Genomic DNA, 19,739 nt, shown 5'->3' with positions numbered 1-19,739 from the left:
GAGGTGCAGCAATGAAACATTCTCTGACACTGGAAGCCGATGCCGTCAACGTACTGGCTCTTAACATGGGTCGGATCGCCGTGGATATCGACGGTATTGAACTTGCCGACCTGATCGATGTGGTTTGCAACAACGGTTATTCACTTCGCATTGCTGACGCCCCCGGGAAGTTGGTTGTTGAAGATCCTCTGCCACGTGCCGCCCGTCTGAACGGGATCCAGTGTAGCACCGCCCATATTACCTGTGAGGATAACGCTATCCTTGACCAGGTAACCCTTCAACGTCATGACGGCGGCGACTACGACTGGATACTGTACACAGGCTACGGTTACCTGCTCAGACTCAACGCACGCTTATACCCGGTACTGGAGCTGAAGCGAATGTGATTATCAAAGACCTGTCGGCGGTTAGTGGTGACATTCATTCGTCGTTACTCCGCCGACATCATCCATTTTGATGCTTCTGGCGAACTGCTGCCAGGTTTTAGTAACTTCGACTGGCAAGATTAAACCAACTCATCAGCCTGATTATGTAATCTCACTTTTTTTAATACCTATTGTATCAGAACAGAACCGCAACAGACGCCAGCCTTATCAGCTGGCGTATTCATTTATACAAATGGTAAAATAATAGCATGTCCATTATATTTTTATCCGGATACAGAATAAAGATTGAGAAAAATTTACTTAATCTTTTCAGAAAAGAATGACAACTCAACTCGGGTAATAATATTAATATAACATTACCTATTCTGTACTCGCCACATATTCATCAACACCGAAAAACCTTATTTACACAGCAACGTAGCTCCACTTGTAAGCATTCCTGAAAAATGCATTAATGTACTCAATCAACAGACTCCCCATCAGCCATATATAAGGTGAGAGATTCTTAAAAGTACGTTATACGGCGTTCACTCCAGATGCTCCACTACTGCATTTGCCATTTCATTCGGGCATGCAAACCCGCGATCCACACGGCAGGTCAACAGTTTCGAACCATATTGCCGGGTAATCTGCGGCAGACAGGCATCGTGAAACGCCTTCAGATCCTTAAAATAGTCCAGCGTATACTGACTCTCCCCTGCTCTCCCTCGCGCTCGACAGGCGTTAAAACATGATTCCGCATCCCGATCAATATAAACAACAAGATCGATTTTGGGATAACTGTTTAAATATGCCTTAATCTGATAGAAATATGACATATAGCGAGCCGAGGGCTGCTCAGCCATCAGGAAATTGACATGGCAAAAAACAATATCGCTAAACAGCGAACGCTCAATCACGTAATTACCTTCAGGTACGTCCTTTAAAAGTCCCTGTCTGCTGCGGGTGATATATAACTGGAAGGCAACTCTGGCATCCGCATCCTCCGGGTTTTCCACAAAAACCTTGAGCAGCTCCAGAAATACCGGGTCTTCATCGACTGGCTCCCTGATAACTTTCCAGGTGGTTCCGGTCTTCTCCGACAACGCCTGCGCCAGAGGGGCAAGTAATGTTGTTTTTCCTGCTGCAATATTGGCTTCAACAGCAACAATCTTCATCTCAGTCTCCTGATGAATTTATTAACAGGGACACATCGAAAGAACATTCATCATTTACCCCGGGGCAGGGAGGAACTCCGCATGAAAGGTACTCCAGATATTCGGCAATGTGCAGTAAAGACAACTCACTGCAGCATTCCTGCTCTCCGTAGTCAACTTGCATTGATGTTTGCCTAAAAAATGCACTCATGTTGTGTTCATTCTATCTGTAGGGCCAGGGCTCTCTCTCCATTATCGGCAGGAGAGCATCAGGGTTATGATTTTTTGGCACTGTAAACTTCATCTCCGGAAAATGTCGGATCTGCCCAGAAGTTGATGTTGAACCTTGCATCATCGGTCATCTCAATGCGGTGCCAGTATTGTGGTGGGCTGGTTGCAAAGCTTCCTGCATTAATAACCACTTTAACGTCTGGATCCGTTGCTGCTTCACTGGCGAAACCGTAGTAGGTCACTGTGCCTTCCATGACACAAAGCTGACCAAATATGCCGGCTGCGGTGTTATGGTGACTCAACAGTGCTACCGGTACATTATCTTTCGTGAAGAATGGGGTTGAACGTTTTATTTTCCAGTTTTCAGGGATTCTGCGATGGCTCATTTTGACCTCCTGACTTAAAGATGCATTTATAATGCACCTTTAAACTTCATCCGTAAAGATAATTGATAATGAATATCGTTATCATAAAAATTCGATGTGATGAGGCTTATGTGGAAAGTCGCGCCCAAGAATCAATCGTACCGATTGATGTGGTGAGTAAACGATGGCTTCCGTGGACACCGGGTAAGACTTGAATGAACACAAGGCTACGCAGGCTCCCCGGAACAAGCCTGGCCTCATGGCCAGGCTTGTGTTTTTTAACGGCGTTTCATCAGAAGACGCAGGGCAAAAACAGCAAGGGAAAGGCCCCCGAAGCCAAAGAGAATATCTCCCGGCACGCGCAGCCAGACCAGCGTTTCAACAACAGAGGAATGTACGACTTCGGCAGAGCGGGCGTACCATAATCCTTTATCCACACTGGCCCACGCCTGATAAATTCCGACCGGTACCAACGTCAGGAAGACCATCATAGTCAGACCAATATTCATTAGCCAGAAAGCCCATTTCAGTAAGCTATCCATCCAGATATGATCTTCCATTAGCCCGCGCAGGCAGAACAGCATCAGACCAATACCCAGCAGGCCATATACACCAAAGAGCGCCGCGTGGCCGTGTGCCGCCGTCAGGTTTAATCCCTGGACATAATAGAGCGAAATGGGCGGGTTTATTGCAAAACCCAACAGGCCCGCCCCAACCATGTTCCAAAAAGCAACGGAAACAAAGAAGAAGATCATCCAGCGATAGCGTTGCACCCAGGGAGCCTTACTCAACAGCCGATAGTTGTGTGCAGCCTCAATCCCTACCATAGAGAGAGGTACCACCTCCAGAGCGGAGAAAATAGAACCCCAGGCGATCACCGAAATCGGCGCACCAGTAAAGTAAAGGTGATGCAGTGTGCCGAGAATACCACCAAACAGGAAGATGATAGTGGAGAAAAGCGTTGCTTTATCTGCCGCACTCGGTCGAACCAACCCCAGCCTACAGAATATCAGCGCAATCACTGCTGTTGCGAAGACTTCAAAGAAACCTTCAACCCACAGGTGTACCAGCCACCAGCGCCAGTATTCGATAATGGCGTAATGCGCGCGATATCCCCACATCAGGGAGCTCGCATAGAACAGACCGATACAGACGGCAGCCAGGAACATCAGCGTGATCAGCCCACGGTTTTCAGAAGGATGAGAGAGTGCAGGCCAGAGCGCCCGACCAACCAGCAGCAGCCAGATAATCAAGCCAATAAACAGAAGCCATTGCCACATACGCCCCATATTAGTGAATTCCAGTCCCTGGGAACCAATATAGAAATTCTGGCGGGCGTCGAGATAACCCATTGTACCCAGCCAACCAAACGCCAGAGAGCCCACGACCAGGACCAGCAAAGCAATAAACAGGATATTCACCCCGGCTCGCTGGAAGCGAGGCTCATGCCCGGAAATCAGTGGCGCAATATAAATCCCCGTCGCCAGCCATGCCGTCGCAATCCACAGTACAGAAAGCTGAGTATGCCAGCTTCGCAACACCGTATACGGCAAAATACGCGAAAGTGGAATGCCAAAGAAATCCTGGCCTTCCACACCGTAGTGTGCCGTCATAGAGCCCAGCAGGATCTGTACCAGAAAAAGAGCAATAACCACGTAGAAATATTTAGTTGTTGCCCGCATGGAGGGTGTCAGTTTGACGTTAAATAAAGGATCTTTCAGTGGAGAAATCTTCACTGTTTCATCTTCGTCACGTACGTGATACGGTAATCCCCCCGAAAAACCGGTGTGTTCATAGGTAGAATTTTCTCGTAATCTGAACCGGGGAGATCTCTATGAAAAAATCACGCTTTACCGACAGCCAGATCATGGCCATCCTCAAGCAGGCTGAGGCCGGAACGCCAGTTGCTGAACTGTGCCGCGAGCATGGTATGAGCAATGCCAGTTTCTACAAGTGGCGTTCACGCTTTGGCGGAATGGATGCATCCATGATGGCCCGACTAAAAGAGCTGGAAGATGAAAACCGCCGCCTGAAAAAGATGTATGCCGAAGAACGGCTCAAAGCCGAAATTATTCAGGAGGCTATGGCAAAAAAGTGGTGAAGCCATCGCAGCGAAAGCAGATGGCACAGGACGCGGTCAGGCACCGAAGCGTCAGCATACGTTTTGCCTGCCAGTTGTTTGTTGTCAGCGAAAGTTGCTATCGCTATCAGCCTCAACTGAATGAAGAAAACACGGTTATTGCTGACTGGCTACTCCGTATCACCGACAGTCAGCGCAACTGGGGTTTTGGTCTGTGCTTTTTGTACCTGCGTAACGTAAAAGGCTTTAAGTTCAATCACAAAAGGGTATACCGGATTTATTGCGAGTTGTCGCTGAACAGGCGAATTAAACCGAAAAAACGACTGAAACGGGATAAGCCCGAGCCGCTGGCGGTGCCTGAAAGCCGCAATGAATGCTGGTCGATGGACTTCATGCACGATCAACTGTCGGATGGTCGTTCCGTCCGATTGCTGAATGTTATCGATGACTTTAATCGTGAAGCGCTGGCCATTGAGGTAGATTTTTCTCTTCCCGCAAATCGTGTGGTGAGGACACTCGAACAACTGATTGAGTGGAAAGGTAAACCAGCAGCAATACGATGTGATAATGGGCCAGAATATACCGGCAAGATACTGATGTCATGGGCTGCTCAGCAGAATATCACCCTGCGTTTTATTCAACCCGGAAAACCTCAGCAAAATGCATATATTGAGCGATATAACCGGACTGTACGTTATGACTGGCTGGGACAGCACCTGTTTACATCACTGGACGAATTGCAGGACTATGCCACACGCTGGCAATGGTTTTATAATCACGAGCGTCCGAATATGGCACTGAATGGTTTCACGCCAATGCAGCATATTCAACGCATGACCTGATTCTACTTATCGCCTCCGTTAAAAATGGGGGGATTACCATACCACACCAGAGCGCCGATCCCACCGAGCAGCAAAATCACGCTGGCAACAGACCAGATACCCAGACTTGGGCTTGGTGTATTGCCAACCAGCTCTTCATGTGGCCAGTTGCTGGTATAGGTGATGGAATCACCTGGCCGATCGGTCGTAGCCGCCCATGCACTCCAGAAGAAGAAAGCACTAAGATCGTTGCGCGCGACAGCGGAAGAGAGTGTATTTTCTTTCATCGCATACTCAACGCGTAGCTTATGGAACGCAGGCGCATCACTAAACAAGCCATCGTAGTGCTCAGAGAGCTGGAGAATCGCCTGCGCACGTTGCGGCGAAATAACGATTACGTTGCGCTGTGCATTATAAGTATTCTGGCGCATCTCCTGCTTCATCAGCCCACTGGCAACGAGTTGCTGTTCATTTGACAAGGCATCATAAGTCGCGTGGAAATGATCCTGGGCGATGATATTGCGCAGAGCAAGCGCTTCCCGGTGCAACCAGTCGGCAGACCAGTCTGGTGCAACGTAACTGCCGTGGCCCCATACTGAACCAAGCTGCTGGCCCCCGGCGGCAAACCAGGCCTGCTGGCCATTCTGAATTTGTTCCCCGGTATACACTGTTGTGCCATCGGGAGTCACAACGCGTTCCGGGATCGGAGGAGCCTGTTGGTAAATTTCACCACCAAGCCAGAGAAGCACGCCAAACGAAAGGAGGCAGGTGACAAGCAATGTCAACCAGAGCCGTCTGGAGTAATGCATGGGAATATAATCCTTTTACAACAACACAAATGCATCTTCCACAAGGAATGAGGAAGTCAGCCCCTTACATTCATTTACAAAAAATGAAAGTAGCATTTAGAATACCACTTTTAAAAATGTTTTGTATGATCTATTTAAGGTGTTAATTCGACAGGGTTAGTCAGTCAGAAAGCCCTGAGATTGTCAGCAGGATTGCCTGTACAGGTGTAATGATGTGTAAAGGAACAGAACTTCAGGGCATCTTGTTTTATGCACCGGGTATGGGCAAGTTATCTCCAGCAACCCGACAACTTACTTCGGTCAGTTGATAGTTTTTTCTACACTAATGGCCTTACATTACTGAAAGAGATCTACTGACGATGTAATATCAGTTAGTGCATACCAGAGGTGGTGCTCCAGTACCACTGCATAATTTCATATCCGGGGTTGCCTGCAGAAGAATGACTATATGCAACATGGGATCGCGTTTCTGCTAAATTTTCGGGTACCTTATTAAAACGTGCAGTGGTGTACCAGAAGCTTTCTTTACCCGACTAACTGCCGTGCTGTGCCCGGTTCGGTTCCCAAAATCCACCGAAACGGACCGAGGATATAAATGAGGGCATAAATTCAACAACATCAAAAATAATCTTTTATATTCAATACAATGAATGAAAGCATCGATTCCGAGTCCGGCACCACTATTTAGAAAACCCAGCCTATGGCTGGGTTTTTGCTATATGGCTACGGCCGATTTCTGGGCGCTGATAAGCGTGGCTTTAATGCAGGCACGCTTACGCTAATAGCCCGGTAAGTTAATACAGGCGGTGGCTCTTTTTTATCACTTAATTTTGCCGGATAAATTGCTGACCTGATTTGAAAGGTTGTCGTTGCTCCGCTTCATGTCATCAAGGCTTCTTTGCAATCGCTCGATCTTACTCTCCTGCTCAGAATTCTTTCCCTCAAGCTGTAAAACCTTCTGAGTTAGCTCATCGACTTTGCTGGTGTTCTTCCTCAGGCTATCCTGCATCTTCTGTAGATCCGACTCACTGAAATCAGAAGGCTTGATTTCATCTGAATTAGAAATTACCGGGATAAATCCAATCTTAGAGTGGAGGGGGTAGATATTAACCTGAACTTTATCTAGACCCGAAGAGTGCGCGTAACCTATTGAAGAAAAATAAAAAAAAGAAACGACACACAGACCAGACAGATATTTATTCATTTCTAACGCCCTCTTAAATTTTTCAATCACTTCCATGAGTCTCCTTCTGGTATCACCCACTCAGGATAAAACACGTGGCTTAGCCTCTGGCAGTTCATAAACGGGGTTAAAGAGCAGAAGATACTATTCGTTTTTCATTATAATATGCGTTTCCTCTCCCCCAAAATCTAACCGCCACCCGCTCATTTTCCGCCACCTTATATCCGCCGCTATCGAGATAAGCGCGTTACCACGCACCTTATCAAAGGTATCTCCCATGCCCATCAAAGAAATAATCCTGCTTAGCGCCTGCCTGTCAGGGCACCTTGTCCGCTACAACGGTACCGATAAATCCTGTTCCTCAGATCTGCTGCAACACTGGCGCGAAGAAGGCCGTCTGGTCACCCGCTGCCCGGAACTGGCGGCAGGGCTATCTACGGTAAGTGTCAAGGTAGTTGTCACCCCAGGTTAATTTAAGCGGCCTGTTTTCCCCTTTCCGGATTCAGCATTACCGGACCTTCGGGTTGCCAGTTTCTCGTTCTGCCTGACCAGCGCTCAGGATGTGTTTTCTGTGCCTGACGGTACAGTTCATCCCGTTGCCTCAGAAGCGCGTGATCTTCTCCCCGGTGTCGCTGTGCCGGGGTGACATACCGTATCCCGCTGTGGCGGTGCTCTTCGTTGTACCAGTGGGTAAATTTCTCCACCCACTCCCGGGCATCACTCAGCGTTCTGAACCCCGATGACGGCCACTGTGGTACATATTTCAGTGTCCGGAACAACGACTCTGCATACGCGTTATCGTTACTTACCCGTGGCCTGCTGTGTGACGGTATGATATTCAGCTCATACAGCTTCATCTGCAGGGTCTGCGATTTCATGGCGGCTCCGTTATCTGCATGCAGCACCAGCGGCTGACGCCAGCAGCCCTCACGCAGCGTTGTCCGCTGCATTAGCGCTGCAGCCAGCCCGCCACTTTCCGTTTCATGAACCTCGTAGCCCGTGATTTTCCGGCTGTACAGGTCAATTATCATATACAGATAATACCAGCGACCACGCACCACGCAGGGCAGCCAGGTGATGTCCCATGACCAGACCTGGCAGGGCGCTCTGGCTGTAAAGGTCGTCGGGGCTGGCACCCGCTGTGGCCGCGACTGACGTCCCCGGTGGTGGACTTCATTATGGCGGCGTAATATCCGGTAAAATGTCGACTCACTGGCCAGGTAAATTCCCCTGTCGGCCAGCCGGGGCACAATCTGTGATGGCGGCAGACGGGCATATTCCGGCCTGTGGCAGATATCCCGTATCTGCTGCTCTTCCCCCGTGCTGAGGCGATTCGCCGGGGCGGGTCTTATTGCCCCCGGACGACCATCCTCCGGACATTTTTGCCACCGCCACCAGGTACGCAGGCTGATGGCCACTTCACGGCAGGCGACTGCAAGCCTTGCGCCAGAGACCACCGCTTCATTAATCCACTGAATGAACTGTTGTCGTTCATCCGCCGGGGTCAGTCGTCCCCGTCCGTTTCCCCGTAGTAATCCCTGAGCTTTTTTCGCAGTACCAGTATCGCTGCCGCCTCCGCCAGCGCTTTCTCCTTACGGACCAGCTCTTTTTTAAGCTGTTTAACTTCCTTCTGACTTTGCTTCAGCGCTGCTTTATCACCGGGGTTTCCGGTCTGTATAAAGCCCTGCTTCCACTGTATCAGCTGCTCAGGATACAGCCCTTTTTTACGGCAGTATTCTGCGATTTCTGTTTCACTTAACGTGGCGGTTTCCACAATGGCGGCAAAACGGGCTTCTGCTGGCCACTGCTCACTGTTTTTACTGTTACCCGGCACCGGTTTCCCCTCTGCTTTAGCCTGTTTACGCCAGTGATACAGTGTAGCTTCGGCGATCCCTTCCATCTGTGCAACAGCCGCGACGGTCATATTGTAGGGCGGGAATAATTTTGCCAGTGTTGAGGCCTTGCGCTCCGGGGAAATTCGTTTCATCTGTCACTCCGTGCCCTCAGGATTATTTTTCAGAGGGAGTGACAACTATCCTGACATTGAGGGATCTACCCCCCCCCCTTTATTAATGGATGCAGGCCAAAACTGGCGAAAAGGAGGTGAAAGATCAGCAAACAACCAGAACGAAGAATTTGAAAATTTCAGGCCGCACTGGACGACCCGCGTCCGGGCATTCCCCACGATGATACAATGGAAAAGCTGGAAGCAATGCTGGAAGAGAGACGGATTTTGAGGACAAAGCGTGCAATAGGTTAAATGGGAAGAATCAGCACTCAACAACTTGGCTGACATTATTGATTACATCGAGCAATATAACCCTGCTGCGAGCCGCAAATTACATCAGCCGATAGTTCATGTAGCCAAAAGCCTCCCTCATCATCCTTATCTTTATCGTCCTGGCAGAGTTGCTGGCACGCGCGAAATCGTTTTCCATCCAAACTATCTGGTTGTCTACCACATTAATGATACTGAAATAGAAATTCTGCGGGTGTTGCACGCTCGTCATTAATGGTATTGGAATAGAAATTCTGCGGATATTGCACGCTTGTCAGGAGTATCCGTAACCAGCCCTACATGATGGAGACATGAAAAGTGAAAAAAAAATTATTCTGCATAGTACTATTAAGCATGACTGGCTCAGCCTCAGCTGTTGCGACTTGCCCGGATGGGAAATCAGCCATAACCAAACCCGGTTATTTTGGTGTCCTGAATGTAGAAAACTATAACGTAGTGAATTCAGCGACCAAGCCCCAGGATAACGAGAAGCTGTCTGCATTATTATCAGAAAATGCCGCTATCGAAATCCCGTCAGGCGTAGAGGTTTGCATTAAAGATGCTGCATTTCAGTGGTATCGCACGCAAATCACCATTCCCGGGAAACATGGAGCATATTGGGTACCAGACAATGCCTTAAATAAAATTAAATAATCGAATACCATTGAAAACCTCTCCCACGTCGAGAGAGGTTTTCAATTCTATAAATACTTCTTAAATCTCCCCATCGTCACCGATACCGCCAACCCTATCAGCAGCGCGGCTAGCAACAGGTTAGGGTAAATAGCAAACGGCGCTGACAAATAGAGCACACTGGAATATACACGGCAGGTTTCACGAGCCGCCTGGCGTGATGGTAAAGAAAGCCTGGCTCATACCCCGCACCGTAGTGCCGCAGGTCACGTCTGAATCCGGCAGCGTCTGAGTTTACCGGGGCACGCTGGCAAAACTACCCCTCTGCCGCTTCCCGGGGCACATTTCTGAAACTTATCGCCAGCCGGTTATAGGCGTTAATCAGCCCGATAGCCATTGTCAGGTCCGCCAGCTCTTTTTCGCTGAATACCGCTGCTGCGGCGTCAAAAGCGCTGTCCGGGACATGGGTATCGGCCACCCGGGTGACGGTTTCAGCCCAGGCCAGTGCCGCCTTTTCCCGCGCGCTGAACACATTACCGGCCTCTTCCCAGACCTGCACCAGCGCCAGTTTGACCGGCGTCATCCCCTGGGCGAGCAGCGCCCGGGTGTGCATATCAAGACAAAATGCGCAGCCGTTAATCTGGCTGACCCGCAAATCCACCAGCTCGACGAGAGATTTTTCCAGCCCGCACTGCCCGATATAAGCATGAACACCGCCCAGCGCCTTAACGCCCGCCGGTGAGGTTTTCATATAATCAATACGCTGGGTCATACGGTTGCTCCTGTGCAATAAATTTCGCAGTAATACTAGCAGTTGCATATTCAGAAAAAAGAACCAAAACTGAGTGATTTTAATGTACCAAAGCCGCACGCAGCGGCAGGAAACAGGGAAATGCCGGTGTCGAAAAATCGCCTTAATCTGACTATAGATCGCACCGCGCGGGTGCCGCTGGCGCAGCAGATCTACAGCGGCATAGCGAGCGCTATCCATAATGGCGTGCTGCCTGCGGGCTATCGCCTGCCCTCATGGATCGATCTTGCCGCCCAGCTTGGCGTCTCCCGGGGTACGGTGAAAACTGCCTACGAACGCCTGGCCGATACCCAGCAGGTCACCACCGCGCGCGCCAAAGGCACCTGCGTTGCCGGGGTTCCCCCGGCCAGCACGGCTGCCGCCCCCGCCGCGCGCCCTGGATCTTCCCTGTACCGGGATTTTTTCTTCCCCGACGGCCACTTCAGAATGGGGATCCCGGCCAGTGATGCCTTCCCCTCCCCGCTGTTTGCCCGCCTGTTCGCCGCATCCGCCCGGGCGGGTATGGCCGCCCGCCAGTGCTATGCCGATCCCCGCGGCGAGGCGCTATTCAGGCAGGAAATAGCCGCCCAGCTGGCCCTTTCCCGGGGTATCACCTGCCACCCTTCCCGGGTGTTTATCACGGCGGGGTTCACCGGGGCGCTGGGGGTGATTTTGCATGCGCTGGCCCTCTGCGGGAAAACATGCTGGGTTGAAAATCCGGGCTTTCCGCCCGCCAGGCGGGCGCTGGAGCTGGCCGGAATGGCGCTACTCCCCGTGCCGGTAGATGAAGAAGGCATTAACGTCTCTGCCGGGTTACAGGCCGGTGCCGGGGCGGCCCTGGCCCTGGTGACACCGGGCCAGCAGGCACCGCTGGGTATGCCGTTATCTCTCGCCAGGCGCAGGCAGCTTCTGGCCTGGGCTGAGCGTAACCAGAGCTGGATTATTGAAGATGATTATCTGGGAGACTTACAGCTAACGCGCCGGGCCGCGCCCGCGCTCGCCGCCATGGATACCCACGGCCGGGTTATCCATGTGGGCTCGTTCAGTAAAACCCTCAGCCCCGGGCTGCGCCTTGGGTTTATTGTTGCCCCGCCTGCCCTGGCAGAGACCCTTGCCGACGTGGTTGCAAGCCTTGCCCCGGCACCAGACCCGGCCGTTCAGCTGGCGACACAGCGTTTTTTACATGAAGGCCATTTTCTGCGCCACCTGCGCAAAATGAAGCGCACCTACAGCGCCAGGAGCAGCGCCCTGCTCAGCCATCTGAATACCCTGGGCTATTGCGCCCGGGTTAACGGGCTCTCTGTCCTGTTAAACCTGCCGGACGGGGCGCAGGATATCCCCATTGCCAGAGAGGCCTGGCAGCACGGGCTGGCGCCTTCGCCGTTATCGGCCTGGTACACCGGGGGGGATGCCACACCGGCGGGGTTATTACTGGGGATTGCCGATGCGCAGAATGAAAGGACCTATCAGGCCTGTGAGCGGCTGGATCAGCTGATCCGCAAACAGCTGGCGCGCTGAGCCAGATGCCACCCGCCAGACAGGGAGCGCTACAGCAGCTCCCCTTCCTGCCGCAACGTAAAAAACGGTGGCGAATAAATAAACAGAAATTATAATGGCCGCATCGAACGATTCAGACGATATGGTGGAATCATGCATACCCTGACGGCAAATGAAGCCAAAACCCAATTTGGCAATATGCTGCTTAAAGTCCAGCGCGAGCCGGTACAAATCAACCGTAACGGCAAACCGGTTGCTGTTGTCGTGTCTGCTGAAGATTATCAGCAGCTGGAGGCGCTGAAACAGCAATGGCTCAGGGCAAAAATCCAGCGCGCCCGGGACGATATCGCAGCCGGAAATACCCTTGACGGTGACGTTTTCTTTGAGCAGTTGCTGGCCCACGACGGAAAATAATCATGCCTTATCTGCTCACTGGTGAAGCACGGCACGATATTTATGAAATCCGCGATTACACTCACCAGCAGTGGGGGAAGCAACAGTCACTGAGCTACCTGGCACACCTGCGTACCACGCTGGTCCGTCTCGCCGACATGCCCGATATCGGTCAGAACCGCAGTGATGAATTCGGGCCGAATGTTTATAGCTTTCCCTGCGCCAGTCATATGATCTATTACAGTAAGCAACCGCCGGACAGCCATAACAATACCAGCCGCTGGCGCGGCTGGCATGATGTCATCTGAATACCGGGCAGGATCAGCGTTGCAGTGCCTTCACTGCGGCGTCGTAGTCCGGCTCATCCGCCAGCTCCGCCACCAGCTGGGTGTAAATGACCGTGCCTTTCTCGTCTACAATGACCACCGCCCGGGCGGCCAGACCTTCACACTCACCGCTGGTGATCTCCACCCCGTAATTGTGCAGGAACTCGCGCCCGCGCATGGTGGAAAGGGTCAGCACATTGCTCAGCCCTTCCGCTCCACAAAAACGCTGCTGGGCAAACGGCAGATCCGCAGAAATACACAGCACAACGGTATTATCAAGGCCCGATGCCAGAGCATTAAAATGGCGCACAGACATGGCGCAGGTTGGGGTGTCCACACTCGGGAAAATATTCAGCACCACCCGTTTACCGGCAAATTCCGCCAGGCTGCGATTTTTCAGGTCGCTGTCTACCAGAGTAAATGCCGGTGCCGGCTGGCCAGCCACAGGTAATTCCCCGCCCACCGAAATGCGTTTACCTTCATCAGTAATTGTTGCAGACATGACCACCTCCATAAAAAACAATTAACATTTTCATATCCGGCCGCAAGCATAGCGCGCCGCCCGGCAAGTGCAAGCCCGAAACCTGATATTCTCTTGCCGGGGGCGGAAACATGGCTGGACAGCAGCACAATTATCTGATGACAGGCGCCCTGCTCAGAGCGCCATACCGCCATCAACAGAAAACGTTGAGCCGGTCACATCCGGCAAAATCCCGAATGATCAAAAAACCAGATAAACCCCAAATCCACCGGTCATCCCTGTTTCTGTTGCTATCCTTTGCTATCATATTCGCCCACAGCGGGACGCCGTGGTTTTGGCCTTTTTCAGCGCCCTTTAACGGAGCAGCAAACACACCCGGACAGCACCTTGGACATATCATTTCATTCAGCGCTCAAACTGATTATTGATGTCATTTCGGCGGTAAATCAGCCTGTCAGCCAGCACATGCAGCGCACTGCCTGTATTGCCCAGGAGCTTGCCGTACGCATGGATCTGCCCAGAAAATCCCAGGGCAAAGTGTTTGTTGCCGCCCTGCTGCACGATATCGGCATGATTGGCGACGCCCGGCGGATAGACACCCTGGACGCCATCGACTACGCCGATGACCCCCACCAGCTCAGCGGCTACCGGATGCTGTACGGGTTTAAGGTGTTCAAACCCATACGCGATATTATCCTCAACCACCACAAGCACCTGGCGGACGACCCGGAAAGAAAAGGCAGTATCGAGCAGTATATTGTCGCCTTTGCCGACTGTGTGGAGCGCATACTCCCGCTGAATGATAACCAGCTGTTTGCCAATGCCGGGGAGATCATCAACCGGTTCTGCGAGCGCTACCGGGGCCAGTTTCCCGACGAGATCTTTGCAGCCTTTCGCGATCTTGAAGAGCAGGACTACTTCTGGTTCCGCCTTGAGAACAGCGGGCTTTCCCGGGTGATGGATATCATCAGCCCGGTGAAGGCGGTTCACCTGGATATTGATCAGTTCCGGGAGATCTGCCTGCTGATTGCCAGAATTGTCGACAGGTACAGCAGCTTTACCGTCAGCCACAGTATCAGTGTGGGCGCGGTGGCCCGGCGCCTGGCCATGCAGTACGGTATGGGGGGGCGGGAGCAAAAACTGATTGAAATCGCCGGTTACCTGCACGATCTGGGGAAAATTTATATCCCGGTGACCATCATCGAAAAAGCCGACCGGCTGAATGACAGGGAGTTCTCCCGCATCAAGGGGCACAGCTACAAAACCGGGGAGATCTTAAGTGAATACCCGGCGCTGAGCACCATCGCCCAGTGGGCGGAACACCACCACGAACGCCTGGATGGCTCCGGATATCCTTACCACCTCACCAAAGCCTACCTCGATATTCCCAGCCGTATTCTCGCCATTGCCGATATCTACACCGCCCTGACCGAAGACCGCCCCTACCGCAAGGGCATGAAGAATGTGCAGGCGCTGGCTATCATCCGCCAGGAGGTGGCGGCGGGGAAACTGGATGCCGATATCTTCCAGTGCCTGGAGAGCAACGTGGCGCTTATCGACTGCGGCATTGAGATGATAAGCAAAAACTACCTGAAAAAATCACGCCCCGCGCCTGCCGGGCGGATCCAGTTCTCCAGAAGCCTGTTTTTGCCGCTGCCCATCAGCGGTAACCAGCGCTCAGAACGGCCCTGACGGCAGATTCTGCTAGCCGGCTCCAACTCTGGCTATCAAATACCACTGCGCGGGCCGCCATATCGTATAGTGGGGGTTCACCTGGCCTGCCGCGTCACGGCCGGGCATATGTTGCGGAACCACAAGGAGACACCCACGGGTATGAAACCTATTGCTGTAACCGTCCTCACCGGTTTTCTGGGTGCCGGAAAAACCACCCTGTTGCGCCATATTCTGAACCAGCCGCACCAGTACAAAATCGCCGTTATTGAAAACGAATTTGGCGAAGTGGCGATTGACGATCAGTTGATTGGCGATCGCTCCACCCAGATTCGGACCCTGACCAACGGCTGCATCTGCTGCACCCGCTCTAACGAGCTGGAAGATGCGTTGCTGGATCTGCTGGACTGTCTGGATAAAGGCGAAATAACCTTCGACCGGCTGCTGATTGAGTGCACCGGCATGGCCGATCCCGGCCCGATTATTCAGACATTTTTCTCCCATGAGGTGCTCTGCGAGCGCTACCTGCTGGACGGGGTCATCACCCTGGTGGATGCGGTCCATGCGGATCAGCAGATGAACAACTACGCCCTGGCCCAGTCCCAGGTCGGTTACGCGGATCGCCTGCTGCTCACCAAAACTGACGTGGCCGGGGATACTGAGCCGCTGCTGGCGCGGCTTGGGCGGATCAACGCCCGGGCACCGGTTTACACCGTGGTCCACGGGGATATCGATCTCGCGCTGCTGTTCGATACCAACGGTTTTATGCTGGAAGAGCGCATTCTGCCCGCCAGCACGCCGCGCTTTCACTTTATGGCCAGCCAGCCGGTGGATATCTCATCGGTGGTGATTGAGCTGGACTACCCGGTAGGGCTGAGTGATATCTCCCGGGTGATGGAGCAACTGCTGCTGGAGTTCGCCGACAATCTGCTGCGCTATAAAGGCATGCTGTGGATTGAGGGCGAGCCGCGCCGCCTGCTGTTCCAGGGGGTGCAACGCCTGTACAGCGCAGACTGGGATCGGGACTGGCAGGACGACGAAACCCGCCACAGTACGCTGGTGTTTATCGGCGCCCGCTTACCGGAACAGCACATTCGCGAGGCCTTCGCCAGCCTGAAACGCTAGCGGGCCCGCCGCCTGCCCCCGGTCGGCCGGATTCGCCCGTATCGCCAGATCCGGCCTGCCGGGGGCTGCTACACTTGTTTCTCTGTGAGCCTTTATTTATTTCACTAACAGCAGAGAACACTATGCCAGACAACCATTATCAGCCAGCCCGGGTCTGGGTCTGGAACCAGCAGGCGGCCGGGGTATGGTCGAAAACCAACCGCCCCATCGCCGGAGCCACCCACGAGGCGACACTCCCCACCGGTAAACACCCGCTCCAGCTTTACTCCATGGGCACCCCTAACGGCCAGAAAGTCACTATTATGCTCGAAGAGCTGCTGGCCCTTGGGGTCAGCGCCGCAGAATATGACGCCTGGCTTATCCGCATTGGTGAGGGGGATCAGTTCTCCAGCGGGTTTGTTGGCGTGAACCCTAACTCTAAAATTCCGGCCCTGCTGGATAGCTCTGAATCACCGGCGGTGCGGGTGTTTGAGTCCGGCGCTATCCTGCTCTACCTGGCGGATAAATTTGGCCACTTCCTCTCCCGGGAGTGGGCAGAGCGCACCGAAACCCTGAACTGGTTATTCTGGCTTCAGGGTTCTGCCCCCTACCTGGGAGGCGGGTTCGGCCATTTCTATCACTATGCGCCGGTCAAAATTGAGTATGCCATTGACCGCTTCACCATGGAGGCCAAGCGCCAGCTGGATGTACTCAACCGGCAACTGGCAGAGCACCCCTTTGTGGCGGGCGCCCGGTACAGTATCGCGGATATGGCCGTGTGGCCCTGGTATGGCAACCTGGTGCTGGGGCAGCAATATGGCGACAGCGCAACCTTCCTGAATGTGGAGCAGGACTACCCCCACGTTCTGCGCTGGGCCAGAGAGGTTGCCAGACGCCCGGCCGTGCAGCGCGGGCACCGGGTAAACCGCACCTCAGGCACCCCCGGTGAATTTCTCGCCGAGCGCCACAGCAGTAGCGATTTCACGCAGCTGACATTCTGAGCCCTTCCCGTGGCCGGGGGATGCACACCCTTCCCCCGGGCACAATAGCGATATTGGTAAATATAATTCAGCTAATTTTTACCCGGGAAACCGCTATAGTCATGTTTATTCAGGAAAGAAGATAAACGGAATACCGACAGAACATTCACAGGGAGCAGACATGCCAGAGAACAGCATGGCGCAAGGTGATAACACCCATTATCCGGTCTCGGCACCGGTCGTGGTTCAGCTGTCATGGTCAGCGCAGTTCCGCCTGGAGCGCCTGGCCTGCTACCACAATGTCACGATAAGCCAGATGCTCAACCAGCTGATTAGCAGCGCGCACCAGAACATCATCAACACGCTTGACGATGCACACACCGTGGCCTACCTGCATAAACAGCTGAGTAAAACCTAAAAAAACGCCCCGTTTCCGGGGCGCAAATGGTGAATAGGGTGTGGTATTACGGTATTACAGGGCAATATCCGCCACGGGTTTGTGCTGAGGGGCCGGTACGTCCGGATCCGGGCGCGGGGCCTGGGAGACCGGGGAGTCCTTCAGCGGACGATCAAGCTGCAGCACTTCGCTGGTGTATTGCAGCTCCTGTTCGGCGGCTTCCGGGTCGCCATTCAGCGCCTTACCCCATGAAGGAATAATCTGGCGTAATTTCTCCTGCCAGGCGGCGGTGGCGACCTTCTCTTTAAAGACGCTCTCCAGCAGGCGCAGCATAATCGGCGCGGCGGTAGAGGCACCCGGCGAAGCACCCAGCAGCGCGGCAATGGTCCCCTCCTTGTCGCTGACCACTTCTGTGCCCGGGCGCAGCTCGCCCCCTTTTACCGGGTCGCGCTTAATGATCTGTACCCGCTGGCCCGCCTTCCACAGGCGCCAGTCGGTAGGATCTGCATCCGGATAGTAGTGGCTGAGCGCCTCGTAGCGGTCTTCATCGCTTTGCATCACCTGGCTTATCAGGTATTTCACCAGATCGAGGTTATCAAAGCCCACGTGAAGCATCGGTTTAATATTTGACGGGGTAATGGTGGCGAACAGATCCAGCAACGACCCCTCTTTCAGGAAACGGGTAGAGAACGTGGCGAACGGCCCGAACAGCAGCACCCGCTTACCGTCCAGAATACGGGTATCCAGGTGCGGCACCGACATGGGCGGCGCGCCCACCGGAGCCATACCGTACATTTTCGCCAGATGGCGGTTCACCACTTCCGGGTTTTCCGTGACCAGGAACTCCCCGCCCACCGGGAAACCGGCGTAATCGGCCGCTTCAGGAATGCCGGATTTTTGCAGCAGCGTCAGAGAGGCACCGCCCGCGCCGATAAACACAAACCGGGCGTTGATGGTGCGCTTCTGGCTGGTTTTCAGATCCTGTACGGTCACGCGCCAGCTCTTGTCACTGTTGCGTTTGATATCGCGCACGGCAGTAGACAGGCTCAGGCTGAAGTTGCTCTTCTTCTGTAACGAGCCCACCAGCTGGCGGGTAATCTCGCCAAAGTTCACGTCCGTACCGCCAAGAATACGGGTGGCGGCAATTTTCTCACCGGGTTTACGCCCTTCCATCACCAGCGGCACCCACTGGGCTATCTGCTGCGGATCTTCGGAATACTCCATACCGCGGAACAGGGTGCTTTTTTGCAGGGCGTGGAAGCGCTTACGCAGGAAGTTAACGTTCTGTTCGCCCCACACAAAGCTCATGTGCGGCACGCTGTTAATAAATGATGGCGGGTTGTGCAGCATATTATTGCGCACCTGCCAGGACCAGAACTGGCGGGAGATCTGGAAAGATTCGTTGATCTTCACCGCTTTGGTGATGTCGATTTCACCGTCAGCGGATTCCGGCGTGTAGTTCAGTTCCGCCAGGGCAGAGTGGCCAGTACCGGCGTTGTTCCAGCCGTTGGAGCTCTCTTTTGCGATCCCGTCCAGTCGCTCCACCATGGCCATTGACCAGTCGGGTTCAAGATCCTGGATATACGCCGCCAGGGTCGCGCTCATCACGCCTCCCCCAATCAGTAACACATCAACGGGATCTGTCGCGGCGTTTGCTCTACGCGCCATGCCCTGCGGGCTGGTCGTGGATGTCGCAAGAAAGTCCTTACTCATCTGTACTCTGCCTCAATCTCATCATTGTTTATCTAACCGGATACTCTGTCACTGCGCTAACTCAGGCCATTCAGCCGCCATGCGCATACGGCAGTGAACCCGGCTGAGAGTGCTGTGCGCTCCGGGCACTGGCGACCGGAACGGTGGGGTATCAGGCAATGCGTCCACTGAACAAAAAAAACAGGAACGGCGGCGCGTGAATACCTTAGCACTTTCTATATTTTGTTAAAGTGTTTTATTAAAGATTAAAAAATAACATTGTAATGTTAATAAGATTTTACAAAAAATGGTATCAGTAAAAATAAATAACTGAATCGAGGCAGGTCAATGAAAAAACGAAATATCCTCAACGAAGCGGACAAAATATCAAAAAATTAATCATTCCCTCAGGTTATTAATTATCCACTCTCGCGATTACTTTATCCGCAAACCCGCATTCACGGCACATTTTATTATGTCGCGTTC

The 19,739-nt window shown here is 53.0% G+C and carries 20 protein-coding genes and 3 pseudogenes; 13 read left to right on the top strand and 10 right to left on the bottom strand.

Annotated elements, in window-relative coordinates; translation table 11 throughout:
• The first annotated feature begins 11 nt into the window (after nt 1–11).
• Nucleotides 12–509: pseudogene (locus EBL_RS03070) on the top strand (DUF5983 family protein).
• A gap of 404 nt (nt 510–913) precedes the next feature.
• Here the strand turns inward: EBL_RS03070 and EBL_RS03065 are convergent.
• From EBL_RS03065 to EBL_RS03055, 3 genes are all read right to left on the bottom strand, one after another.
• Entirely contained in the window at nt 914–1,543 is a 630-nt protein-coding gene (locus tag EBL_RS03065; protein WP_002445515.1) for a deoxynucleoside kinase, read from the bottom strand.
• 254 nt (nt 1,544–1,797) lie between these two features.
• On the bottom strand, nt 1,798–2,139 hold the full coding sequence (locus EBL_RS03060; protein WP_002445513.1) for a TehB family protein: 342 nt from the start codon (nt 2,137–2,139) through the stop codon (nt 1,798–1,800).
• Nucleotides 2,140–2,396: 257 nt separating this feature from the next.
• On the bottom strand, nt 2,397–3,854 hold the full coding sequence (locus EBL_RS03055) for a cbb3-type cytochrome c oxidase subunit I (RefSeq protein WP_014715810.1): 1,458 nt from the start codon (nt 3,852–3,854) through the stop codon (nt 2,397–2,399).
• A 98-nt stretch (nt 3,855–3,952) separates the two neighbouring features.
• On the opposite strand from EBL_RS03055, the gene EBL_RS03045 reads away from it, so the two are divergent.
• Nucleotides 3,953–5,040, top strand: a protein-coding gene (locus EBL_RS03045; RefSeq protein WP_126298255.1) for an IS3 family transposase whose coding sequence is annotated in 2 segments (ribosomal slippage) — nt 3,953–4,205 and nt 4,205–5,040 — 1,089 coding nt in all. Because the reading frame shifts where the segments join, the coding sequence is not laid out codon by codon here.
• A gap of 2 nt (nt 5,041–5,042) precedes the next feature.
• Here the strand turns inward: EBL_RS03045 and EBL_RS03040 are convergent.
• Both EBL_RS03040 and EBL_RS03035 read right to left on the bottom strand, forming a co-directional pair.
• Nucleotides 5,043–5,828: a membrane protein gene (locus tag EBL_RS03040; RefSeq protein WP_014715808.1), complete on the bottom strand. Its 786-nt coding sequence runs from the start codon at nt 5,826–5,828 to the stop codon at nt 5,043–5,045.
• Between the two features lie 820 nt (nt 5,829–6,648).
• Nucleotides 6,649–7,068 (bottom strand): hypothetical protein, encoded by a 420-nt coding sequence (locus EBL_RS03035; RefSeq protein ID WP_002445509.1) that lies wholly within the window; start codon nt 7,066–7,068, stop codon nt 6,649–6,651.
• A 220-nt stretch (nt 7,069–7,288) separates the two neighbouring features.
• Here EBL_RS03035 and EBL_RS03030 point away from each other — a divergent pair, with 220 nt between their 5' ends.
• Nucleotides 7,289–7,483 carry a 2-thiouracil desulfurase family protein gene (locus EBL_RS03030; RefSeq protein ID WP_014715806.1) on the top strand — a complete coding sequence of 65 codons (195 nt, stop codon included), beginning with the start codon at nt 7,289–7,291 and terminating at the stop codon, nt 7,481–7,483.
• A gap of 1 nt (nt 7,484) precedes the next feature.
• Here the strand turns inward: EBL_RS03030 and EBL_RS20270 are convergent.
• A protein-coding gene (locus EBL_RS20270) for an IS3 family transposase (RefSeq protein ID WP_126298233.1) occupies nt 7,485–8,998 on the bottom strand; the annotation gives its coding sequence in 2 pieces (ribosomal slippage) (nt 7,485–8,545 and nt 8,545–8,998; 1,515 coding nt in all).
• A gap of 153 nt (nt 8,999–9,151) precedes the next feature.
• On the opposite strand from EBL_RS20270, the pseudogene EBL_RS20920 reads away from it, so the two are divergent.
• From EBL_RS20920 to EBL_RS19600, 3 genes and pseudogenes are all read left to right on the top strand, one after another.
• Nucleotides 9,152–9,271 (top strand): annotated as a pseudogene (locus tag EBL_RS20920) (antitoxin PaaA2 family protein); the annotation flags it as partial.
• 25 nt (nt 9,272–9,296) lie between these two features.
• Nucleotides 9,297–9,524, top strand: a complete 228-nt coding sequence (locus EBL_RS19605) for a type II toxin-antitoxin system RelE/ParE family toxin (RefSeq protein WP_002443459.1) — start codon at nt 9,297–9,299, stop codon at nt 9,522–9,524.
• Nucleotides 9,525–9,607: 83 nt separating this feature from the next.
• Entirely contained in the window at nt 9,608–9,943 is a 336-nt protein-coding gene (locus EBL_RS19600) for a hypothetical protein (protein WP_014715805.1), read from the top strand.
• Between the two features lie 47 nt (nt 9,944–9,990).
• Here EBL_RS19600 and EBL_RS19595 read toward each other — a convergent pair.
• Together EBL_RS19595 and EBL_RS03015 are read right to left on the bottom strand one after the other, a co-directional pair.
• Nucleotides 9,991–10,196, bottom strand: a pseudogene (locus tag EBL_RS19595) (IncC plasmid conjugative DNA transfer DtrJ family protein); the annotation flags it as partial.
• A gap of 42 nt (nt 10,197–10,238) precedes the next feature.
• The gene (locus tag EBL_RS03015) at nt 10,239–10,694 is read right to left on the bottom strand and encodes a carboxymuconolactone decarboxylase family protein (protein WP_002443455.1); all 456 of its coding nucleotides are present in this window, start codon (nt 10,692–10,694) and stop codon (nt 10,239–10,241) included.
• Nucleotides 10,695–10,814: 120 nt separating this feature from the next.
• On the opposite strand from EBL_RS03015, the gene pdxR reads away from it, so the two are divergent.
• The 3 genes from pdxR (at nt 10,815) to EBL_RS03000 (ending at nt 12,910) form a co-directional block, all read left to right on the top strand.
• Nucleotides 10,815–12,230 carry a MocR-like pyridoxine biosynthesis transcription factor PdxR gene (gene pdxR, locus EBL_RS03010; RefSeq protein ID WP_002443453.1) on the top strand — a complete coding sequence of 472 codons (1,416 nt, stop codon included), beginning with the start codon at nt 10,815–10,817 and terminating at the stop codon, nt 12,228–12,230.
• A gap of 132 nt (nt 12,231–12,362) precedes the next feature.
• Nucleotides 12,363–12,623 (top strand): type II toxin-antitoxin system Phd/YefM family antitoxin, encoded by a 261-nt coding sequence (locus EBL_RS03005; protein ID WP_002443450.1) that lies wholly within the window; start codon nt 12,363–12,365, stop codon nt 12,621–12,623.
• 2 nt (nt 12,624–12,625) lie between these two features.
• Nucleotides 12,626–12,910 (top strand): type II toxin-antitoxin system RelE/ParE family toxin, encoded by a 285-nt coding sequence (locus EBL_RS03000; RefSeq protein ID WP_002443448.1) that lies wholly within the window; start codon nt 12,626–12,628, stop codon nt 12,908–12,910.
• 13 nt (nt 12,911–12,923) lie between these two features.
• Here the strand turns inward: EBL_RS03000 and tpx are convergent, their stop codons facing one another.
• Nucleotides 12,924–13,430, bottom strand: a complete 507-nt coding sequence (gene tpx / locus EBL_RS02995) for a thiol peroxidase (protein WP_002443446.1) — start codon at nt 13,428–13,430, stop codon at nt 12,924–12,926.
• A gap of 366 nt (nt 13,431–13,796) precedes the next feature.
• Between tpx and EBL_RS02990 the strand changes: the two genes are divergently transcribed.
• The 4 genes from EBL_RS02990 (at nt 13,797) to EBL_RS02975 (ending at nt 17,582) form a co-directional block, all read left to right on the top strand.
• Nucleotides 13,797–15,101 carry an HD domain-containing phosphohydrolase gene (locus EBL_RS02990; RefSeq protein WP_002443443.1) on the top strand — a complete coding sequence of 435 codons (1,305 nt, stop codon included), beginning with the start codon at nt 13,797–13,799 and terminating at the stop codon, nt 15,099–15,101.
• A 141-nt stretch (nt 15,102–15,242) separates the two neighbouring features.
• Nucleotides 15,243–16,205: a GTPase gene (gene yjiA / locus EBL_RS02985; protein WP_002443441.1), complete on the top strand. Its 963-nt coding sequence runs from the start codon at nt 15,243–15,245 to the stop codon at nt 16,203–16,205.
• Between the two features lie 122 nt (nt 16,206–16,327).
• Nucleotides 16,328–17,185 carry a glutathione-dependent disulfide-bond oxidoreductase gene (yghU, locus tag EBL_RS02980; protein WP_002443439.1) on the top strand — a complete coding sequence of 286 codons (858 nt, stop codon included), beginning with the start codon at nt 16,328–16,330 and terminating at the stop codon, nt 17,183–17,185.
• Nucleotides 17,186–17,345: 160 nt separating this feature from the next.
• On the top strand, nt 17,346–17,582 hold the full coding sequence (locus tag EBL_RS02975) for a hypothetical protein (protein ID WP_002443438.1): 237 nt from the start codon (nt 17,346–17,348) through the stop codon (nt 17,580–17,582).
• Between the two features lie 54 nt (nt 17,583–17,636).
• Here EBL_RS02975 and mqo read toward each other — a convergent pair whose 3' ends face one another.
• A complete protein-coding gene (gene mqo / locus EBL_RS02970) occupies nt 17,637–19,274 on the bottom strand; it encodes a malate dehydrogenase (quinone) (protein ID WP_002443436.1) in 1,638 nt (545 codons plus the stop codon).
• Between the last annotated feature and the right edge of the window lie 465 nt (nt 19,275–19,739).

This window comes from Shimwellia blattae DSM 4481 = NBRC 105725 (genome assembly GCF_000262305.1).
In the GTDB taxonomy this organism is placed as follows: Bacteria; Pseudomonadota; Gammaproteobacteria; order Enterobacterales; family Enterobacteriaceae; genus Shimwellia; species Shimwellia blattae.
Note: the sequence above shows the minus strand (reverse complement) of the source record. Positions and strands in the feature narration are given on the sequence as shown.

Coding starts and splice junctions, on each gene's coding strand:
- EBL_RS03065 (WP_002445515.1), bottom strand. CDS start 1,543: ATGAAGATTGTTGCTGTTGAAGCCAATATTGCAGCAGGAAAAACAACA.
- EBL_RS03060 (WP_002445513.1), bottom strand. CDS start 2,139: ATGAGCCATCGCAGAATCCCTGAAAACTGGAAAATAAAACGTTCAACC.
- EBL_RS03040 (WP_014715808.1), bottom strand. CDS start 5,828: ATGCATTACTCCAGACGGCTCTGGTTGACATTGCTTGTCACCTGCCTC.
- EBL_RS03035 (WP_002445509.1), bottom strand. CDS start 7,068: ATGGAAGTGATTGAAAAATTTAAGAGGGCGTTAGAAATGAATAAATAT.
- EBL_RS03030 (WP_014715806.1), top strand. CDS start 7,289: ATGCCCATCAAAGAAATAATCCTGCTTAGCGCCTGCCTGTCAGGGCAC.
- EBL_RS03015 (WP_002443455.1), bottom strand. CDS start 10,694: ATGACCCAGCGTATTGATTATATGAAAACCTCACCGGCGGGCGTTAAG.
- pdxR (WP_002443453.1), top strand. CDS start 10,815: ATGCCGGTGTCGAAAAATCGCCTTAATCTGACTATAGATCGCACCGCG.
- EBL_RS03005 (WP_002443450.1), top strand. CDS start 12,363: ATGCATACCCTGACGGCAAATGAAGCCAAAACCCAATTTGGCAATATG.
- EBL_RS03000 (WP_002443448.1), top strand. CDS start 12,626: ATGCCTTATCTGCTCACTGGTGAAGCACGGCACGATATTTATGAAATC.
- tpx (WP_002443446.1), bottom strand. CDS start 13,430: ATGTCTGCAACAATTACTGATGAAGGTAAACGCATTTCGGTGGGCGGG.
- yjiA (WP_002443441.1), top strand. CDS start 15,243: ATGAAACCTATTGCTGTAACCGTCCTCACCGGTTTTCTGGGTGCCGGA.
- yghU (WP_002443439.1), top strand. CDS start 16,328: ATGCCAGACAACCATTATCAGCCAGCCCGGGTCTGGGTCTGGAACCAG.
- EBL_RS02975 (WP_002443438.1), top strand. CDS start 17,346: ATGCCAGAGAACAGCATGGCGCAAGGTGATAACACCCATTATCCGGTC.
- mqo (WP_002443436.1), bottom strand. CDS start 19,274: ATGAGTAAGGACTTTCTTGCGACATCCACGACCAGCCCGCAGGGCATG.